Genomic DNA, 7,225 nt, shown 5'->3' with positions numbered 1-7,225 from the left:
CAACCGCGGCACCGACACCCCGCCACCCCCCGGGGGCGGTGGTCCCGACGGTCCCCCCGCCAGGCCCAAGCTCCCGGGTGCTGATGCCGCCCGCCCCCGGGCCCCTGCTCCGGCGGACGGACGCGGTCGCGCGCCGACCGCGCCGTCGCCGGCCGTCCGCTCAGGTCCCGGTCGCCGCCACGGCCACCTCGTAGGCGGAGCGGAACGCCCTGTACCTCGCCAGCTCGGCCTCCATCGGCTCCACGACCCGCAGCGCGGTGATCTCCCGGACCCGGCCCAGGGCCTTGCGCTCCACGTCCTCGCGGCGCTGGACCGCCGCCACCTCGACGAGGTTGCCGCAGCCCACCCCGGTCAGCCAGCCGACCAGCAGCGCCGCGACCACCAGCGCGCCCGAGTAGGCGGCGAAGACCGGGTCGTCGAACATCGCCAGGCCGGTGATGCCGCCGCCGAGCCGGCTGAGCACGGAGACGACCGTCCAGGCCAGACCGATGCCGACCGCCGTGAGCAGGGCGAACTGCGCGGTGCGGGCGAGCTTCCACCACCCGGGGCTCAGCTCCGGGTCGCCGACGGCCGCCGAGACGGCCTCCCCCAGCTCGGCCGGGAGCTCGGGCACCGCGCTGCGCGCGGCGGTGCGCATCCGGCGCCGCCAGGGCGCCGGCATGCCCTCGGAGACGGTGTCGGCCGCCTCCCCGAGGACGGTCTCCAACTCGGCCACGTGCGCGTCGACGGGGCCCCGGACGCCGTTCTCGCTGTCGCGGCGCAGGAAGTCGAGCTGCACGGCGGCCAGGGGGTCCTTGCGGAGCCTGGCCGCGCGGCGCGCCACGGGCCAACCGACCTTGCGCTTGCCGCGCCTGACGTCGTTGGTCTCGGTGACGTCGGCGACGGCGGTCACCCCCGCGGCGCCGGCCAGCCCCTCCTGGATCCGGGTCCGCACGTCGGCGGGGACCGTCTCGGGGACGTCCCCCTCGCCGTGGAAGTCGGCGAAGGGCTCGACGACCTGGTCGAGGTCGGCGACCAGGCGGTCCACCAGCGCGCGGCGCTCGCGCACCGTCTCCGCGAGGAACTCGCGCACGTCGCGGATGCCCTGGCCGGTGAGCGTGGACGTGGTGATGACGCGCGGGTGCACGCCGGACTCCGACTCCAGCAGGCGGCGCAGGTCGGTGAGCAGCTCCTCCAGCTCGTCGGGCTCCACCTTGTCCACCTGGTTGAGGACGGCGACGGTGACCGCCCCGTGGCCGGCCATCCTGGCCAGGTAGCGGTGGTGGACGGCGGCGTCGGCGTACTTCTGCGGGTCCAGGACCCACACCAGCAGGTCGACCGAGCCGATCAGCCGGTCGGCCTCGGCGGTGTGCATGCTGCGCACGGAGTCGTGGTCGGGCAGGTCGAGCAGGACCAGTCCGGTCAGCTCGGAGTTGCCGGCGTCCAGGACGCTGGAGCGCGAGTGCCGGTAGCGGTTGGGGACGCCCAGCCAGCTCAGGAGGGCGTCGGCCCCCTCGTGCCCCCACACGCAGGCGTGCGCCTTGGAGGTGGTGGGCCGGGTGACCCCGGTCTGCGAGAGTTCGAGTCCGCACAGGGCGTTGAACAGGGAGGACTTGCCGCTGCCGGTGCCGCCGGCGAGCGCGACGACGGTGTGCTCGGCGGACAGCCTCAGCCGGGCTCCGGCGTGGTCGAGCAGCTGGGCGGCCCGGGCGGTGATCTCCTGGGGCAGGTCGCCCTGGCCCAGCTCGGTCAGCGTGGACAGGGCGTCCAGGCGCTCGATGAGCTCGGCCCTGCTCGTCGACGGGGTGGTCTCCCACTCGTCGTGGGTGGTGGGGCGGTACTCCTCCTCGTCCTCCTCCCCGGCGCCGCCGTCCGCCGGCTCGGACGCGGTGTCGGGGCCGATCGCGCGGAAGGCGCCGGAGACCGCCGAGGGCCCGGGGACGCGGCGCGGCAGCGGTTCGGGCTCCTCCGGCTCCGGTGCGCCGGACACGTCCGCGGAGGGCGTGCCGCCGTCCGCCGCGGCGCCGTCCTCCCGGTCGGCGGGCGTCCCGGCGCCGGGGGGCTCCTGCGGCTCCGCGCCGCGGCGGGCGCGGGCGGGTTCGCCGGTCCCGCCTCCGGAGCCCGCGCGCTGTCCCACGATCGGGAAGGCGCCGGTGGTGCGCCCGGCGATACGGGTGTCGTCGGCGGCCTCGGCGAGGCTCCCCACCCACCCGGCGAGCCCGTCGGGGTCCTCCGGGGTGATGTCGTCCGGGTCGGCGGCGGGCACCTCCCCCGCCGGCCTGGCGCTCCTGCCGGACCGGGGGGGACCGTCCCCCCCGGGCGCGGCGGAGTGCCTGGCGTGCCGCCCCGAGCGCCGCGGAGGCGCCTCCTGGGGGCCGGGCCCGGCCTGGGCCCCGCCTCCCTCGTCCGGCGCGCTCCCGGCGCGCTCGGGGGCCTCCCTCGGCGCGGCGGCGCCGGACGGGTCCGGGTAGCCGGTGATGCCGTCGTAGGAGGGTTCCTCCGTGCCGTCCTCCGAGGGGTCGGCGTGCTCGGGGTGCTCGGGAACGGGCATGGTGTACCCGCGCCACGGCCCGCCTCCGGACCGCACCGGTTCGTCCTGCGGGGCGTGCCCGCGGGCGCCGGGGCCGGGGTGCCCGCTCTCGCGGTCCTCGGCCTCGGCGCGGCCGTCGGCCGCGCCGTAGTCCCCTTGCGCCTGCGCGGGGTTCCACTGAGTCGTCATCGTGCTATCTCAAGGTTGTACGTGGCCTGATAGAGCTGGACGGCGCTGTCCTCGGACGGGATCCCGGCCGACGCGAGCGCGCTGTCGAAGGGCACTCGCTCGCGATCGAGCAGCCCGAGGACGCGCCTGCGCAGGTTGTCCCGTGCGGTTTCGCCAATGCTTCGCAGTGACTGGGCGCCGAACAGCCCCTTGAGCAGGCGCTGCGGAGAGGGGCCGGAGGTGTCGGCCGCGTGTGCGCCGCCTCCGGATCGGGACCGCTCGTAGCCGAGCAGGTCGATGATCAGGACCAGGGCGACGATGTCGCGGTCGAAGGTGACGAACCGGGCCACGGAGCGCTTGGTGGCACCGCTGACCGTGGTCATCTCGGCCACGTCGTCCTGCCACTCGGCGATCTCCTGGCGGATCTGCTGTGACAGCAGGCCGGTGCCGGGCCGGTCCAGGGCCTTGCCCGCGAGGTCCCCGCCGCCGGGCACCTCGCGCCACTTCTGTTCGATCTCGTCGGAGGCGTGCTCACAGGCGGAGACCACCAGGGCCTCCAGCGCGTCGCGGAGCGCGCGCTCCAGGGCGCTCACCCGCTGGCCGCGCTCGGCCTGCTCGGCGCGGCCGCTCCGGCGGGTGCGCCTGCCGCGCATGCGCAGGCTCTTGGCCAGCTCGCCGCTCGCGGCGACCTCCTGCCAGCGGGCGAGCAGCGACCCGCGCAGGAGGGACCCGTCGACCAGGCTCGTGTCCACACGGCGGTGGGCGCCCGCGTAGGCGTCGTCCACCACCGTGGAGAGCGTGCGCCCGGTCTCGATCTGGGCCTCCACCTGGCGCGCGAGTTCGGGCACGCGCGTGCGGAAGCTGTCGATGACGCCGATGAACGTGCGCCGGGAGACCCGGTCCCGCTGCTCGGCCTCCCCCGCCACCTCCGCGAGGTAGTCGCGGATGTGGTCGGCGACGTTGGCGGTGAAGCGCTCCCCCTTGACCTGGTCGGTCTCGGGGATCGCGAACCTGGCGGCGTTGCCCAGCCCGTTGGCCTCCAGCATCGCCCCGAAGTGGTCGAGGAGCCGGCGGCGGCCGCGGCGCGGCACCCGGGAGAGCACGACGGCCAGCGAGGTGTCGCGGTCGCGCGCCACCTGGAGGAACTCCCACACACGGGCGTCCGCGTAGCGGGTGCTCGTGGTGACGAACACCCACAGGTCCGCGGCGTCCAGGAACTTGGCGGCGAACTCGTGGTGGGCGGCGACGGCGGAGTCGACGTCGGGGGTGTCCAGCAGGGCCACGCCCGGGGGCATGGCCTCGGTGGCGGCGAGCACCAGCATGCCGTCCTTGCCCGGCATCGCCAGGCCCTGCTGGCGCACACGCGGCAGGGACGGGATGAACGAGGCCTCGCTGAACCAGTCGACGTCGGCGGGGTTGCAGGCCAGGACCGGGCTGTTGGTGGTCGGACGGCGCACGCCGGTGGTGGTGACCTGTTCGCCGACGAGGCTGTTGACCAGGGTCGACTTGCCCGCACCGGTGGATCCCGCGACCGCGATCAGCAGGGGGATGTCGGGGCGGCGGACCCGGGGCAGGACGTAGTCGGACAGCTGGGCGAGGACGTCGGCCTGGAGGGTGCGGCCCTCCTCGGCGTTGGGCAGCCCCTCGGCGAACTCCAGGTCGCGGATCTGCTTGCGCAGCTCTTCCAGGACCTGGTCGAAACGGTTGTCGTCGGGTGCGGGGGCCCGGTGCTTGGCCGGGCCCGCGGCAACGGGGACCGTGGGGCCTCTGCGTGCCTCGGCGATGCCCTGGGGGTCCGCCCCGGGCACGGCCGCGGAACCCTCGGCGGTCTGGTCTGAGGTGGCGGCCGGTCCGGTTCCGAACCGGTCCGAGGCACCGTCACCCGTGGTGTCCGGTGCGGCCGACGGCCGGGTCATGATCGGTATGCCCTCCTCATCGGTAGTGGCGGTCCCCCACCGGGCGGGCGACGAACGCCGTCGGCGAGGGCCTCACTGGGGATCGCGCCCGGTCGCCAGCCGATGGGACTCGAGCTGGGTTCCCGTGTGCAGTATGTCAAGATCCCGCGCTGTTTTGACCACTTCTCCGATGATCACCACCGCGGGCGGCCGCACTTCGGCCGAACGGGCCGCGGCGGCGATGGTGGCCAGCGTACCCGTCACCGTTCGCTGCCCCGGCAGCGTGGCCTCCTGTACGACGGCGACGGGCGTGTCGGCGGGGCGGCCGTGGGCGACGAGGGCCTCGGCGATCGCCCGGATGCGCTCGACCCCCATGAGGACGATGACGGTGCCGCCCGCAGCGGCCAGGCCCTTCCAGTCGACCGTCGACCGGCTGTCGCCCGGGGCGACGTGCGCGGAGACGATGTGCACGTCCTGTGCGACACCGCGGTGGGTGGCGGGGATCCCGGCGCTCGCGGGGGCGGCCAGGGCGCTGGTGACCCCGGGGACGGCGATGACGGGGATCCCGGCCGCCGCGCAGGCGGCGGCCTCCTCGCCTCCCCGTCCGAACAGGAAGGAGTCGCCGCCCTTGAGCCGGACCACGAACTTCCCCTGCGCGGCACGGGTGACCAGGACCTCGTTGATCTCCTCCTGGGTCATGGACCGGCCGTAGGGGATCTTGGCGGCGTCGACGATCTCCACGTCGGCCGGCAGCCGGTCCAGGAGGGAGGTCGGGGCGAGCCGGTCGACGACCACGACGTCGGCCTGGGAGAGCAGCTGCCGGCCCCGGACCGTGATCAGGCCGGGGTCGCCGGGCCCCCCTCCGACCAGCGCGACGCCGCGCAGGGGCTCGCGTCCGCGCCGGGCGTCGAGGGTGCCGTCGGCGAGGCCCTCCGTGATCGCGTCGCGCAGCCCTGCCGACCTGCGGGGGTCCCCCGAGGCGACGACGCCGACGGTGATGCCGTTCACGGTGCCGCTGGCGGGGGTCCAGGCCGAGGACTCGTGGCGGTCGTCGGCGCGCACGCACCACACCCGGGCGTCCTCCGCCTCCTCCGCGACGGCGGCGTTGACCGCCGGGTCGTCCGTGGCGGCGTGGACGAGCCAGTACGCGGGCGCGTCCGGGCCGGCGACGTCGCCCGGGGCGTAGGCCCTGCGGAGCCAGGTGAGGCGCCCGGCGGCGGCCAGGTCCTCCAGCGCCGCGGACACCTCGGGCGCCACCATGGTCACCCGGGCGCCCGCCTCGATCAGCACGGGGATCCGGCGCTGGGCGACTCTGCCGCCGCCGACGACGAGCACGTCACGGCCTCGTATGCGCAAACCAAGGAGATAGGTCACGGATCGCGCCCCTTCGGTCGTCCGTACCGGCCCCCGGCGACGACGGCGGGGTGCTGGCGGGAAGCTGCGCCAGCCGCCGGCGATGTGCGGCGATTGCTCCGGCTCACCTTGTCAAAGCGGTATTACGCATTGGTAAACCCTCGCGCTCCGGGGGTGTGAGCCGCCACGCACCGCGCGGTGCGCCCCGCGCCGTCCGGTGCTCAGGCGAGGGGCGCGCCCATGGCGTGGTAGCCGCCGTCGACGTGCATGACCGTCCCCGTGATGGCCCGCGCGGCCGGGGACATGAGGAACAGGGCGGGACCGGCGACCACGGAGGCGTCCTTGGTGTCCCAGCCCAGCGGGGCGTTGTCGCCCCAGGAGTCGGCGATCTGGGAGAACCCGGGGATGGAGCCCCCGGCCAGGGACTTGATCGGACCCGCAGAGATGGCGTTGACCCGGATGCCGTCGCCGCCGAGGTCGCGGGCCAGGTACTTCGTGCTGTTCTCCAGGACGGCCTTGGCGGAGCCCATCCAGTCGTAGACGGGCCAGGCGACGCTCGCGTCGAAGGTCAGGGAGACCACCCCGGAGCCGTCGGGGGCGGCCGCCATCAGCTCGCGGAACCCGACGGCGAGGGCCTTGAGCGAGAACCCGGAGACGTGGACCGCGGTGGCGACGTCCTCCCAGGCGGTGTTGAGGAAGTTGCCGCCCAGCGCGGACTCGGGGGCGTAGGCGATGGCGTGCAGGACGCCGTCCACGTGGTCCCAGTGCTCGGCCACGGCCTTCGCGGTGGCGCTGATCTGCTCGGGGTCGGTGACGTCCATGGGAAGGATGTCGACGGGCTCGGCGGGCAGCCGCTTGGCGACCCGTTCCAGGATCGACAGGGGCCGCCCCGGCGGGTTGGTGAGGATCACCGAGTGCCCCTGGCGCATGGCCTCCTCCGTGATCGCGTACGCGATGGAGGACTGGGTGGTGATTCCGGTGATGAGCAAGTTCACGACGTCTCCCTGGCTGGATGTACTCGCTGCCAGTGGAAACGTATCGGCGACGGGGCCCCGCGTCGCCTGTGGACCGGCACAAGAAATCCGCGGAGACTTTGAAGCCGTGCGCCGCCTCGGCCTCCTCCGGTCGTCCCCGGGAGTCACCGCCGGGCGTCGCGGAGCCACGGCGCGCGCTCCGGGGACGCCCGCGCGGGCGTCCCCGGAGCAGCGGCCGGTCCGCCGCGGGGGCGGCCCCCGCGGGGGCCGGCCCCGCCGCGCCCGAGGGGGGGGGGGTGGTGTCGCCCCCGTGGTGGGAGGTTGGG

General features: G+C 75.2%; 4 protein-coding genes. All 4 read right to left on the bottom strand.

Annotated features, from left to right (window positions below; all coding sequences use genetic code 11):
* Positions 1–160 precede the first annotated feature (160 nt).
* Entirely contained in the window at positions 161–2,698 is a 2,538-nt protein-coding gene (locus ABZ234_RS33685; protein ID WP_355014741.1) for a GTPase, read from the bottom strand.
* Positions 2,695–4,593 carry a dynamin family protein gene (locus tag ABZ234_RS33680; RefSeq protein ID WP_355014740.1) on the bottom strand — a complete coding sequence of 633 codons (1,899 nt, stop codon included), beginning with the start codon at positions 4,591–4,593 and terminating at the stop codon, positions 2,695–2,697. The genes ABZ234_RS33685 and ABZ234_RS33680 overlap by 4 nt, the downstream gene beginning before the upstream one ends.
* Positions 4,594–4,665: 72 nt before the next feature.
* On the bottom strand, positions 4,666–5,946 hold the full coding sequence (cobA, locus tag ABZ234_RS33675; RefSeq protein WP_355014739.1) for a uroporphyrinogen-III C-methyltransferase: 1,281 nt from the start codon (positions 5,944–5,946) through the stop codon (positions 4,666–4,668).
* A gap of 200 nt (positions 5,947–6,146) precedes the next feature.
* Entirely contained in the window at positions 6,147–6,920 is a 774-nt protein-coding gene (gene fabI, locus ABZ234_RS33670; RefSeq protein WP_267948560.1) for an enoyl-ACP reductase FabI, read from the bottom strand.
* Positions 6,921–7,225: the final 305 nt, after the last annotated feature.

This window comes from Nocardiopsis sp. NPDC006198 (assembly GCF_040613895.1).
Taxonomy (GTDB): domain Bacteria; phylum Actinomycetota; class Actinomycetes; order Streptosporangiales; family Streptosporangiaceae; genus Nocardiopsis; species Nocardiopsis tropica.
This window is presented reverse-complemented; position numbering and strand designations above follow the sequence as displayed.

Bases quoted from the DNA above. Each gene is read 5' to 3' on its own strand.
- ABZ234_RS33685 (WP_355014741.1), bottom strand. From the start codon at position 2,698: ATGACGACTCAGTGGAACCCCGCGCAGGCGCAAGGGGACTACGGCGCG.
- ABZ234_RS33680 (WP_355014740.1), bottom strand. From the start codon at position 4,593: ATGACCCGGCCGTCGGCCGCACCGGACACCACGGGTGACGGTGCCTCG.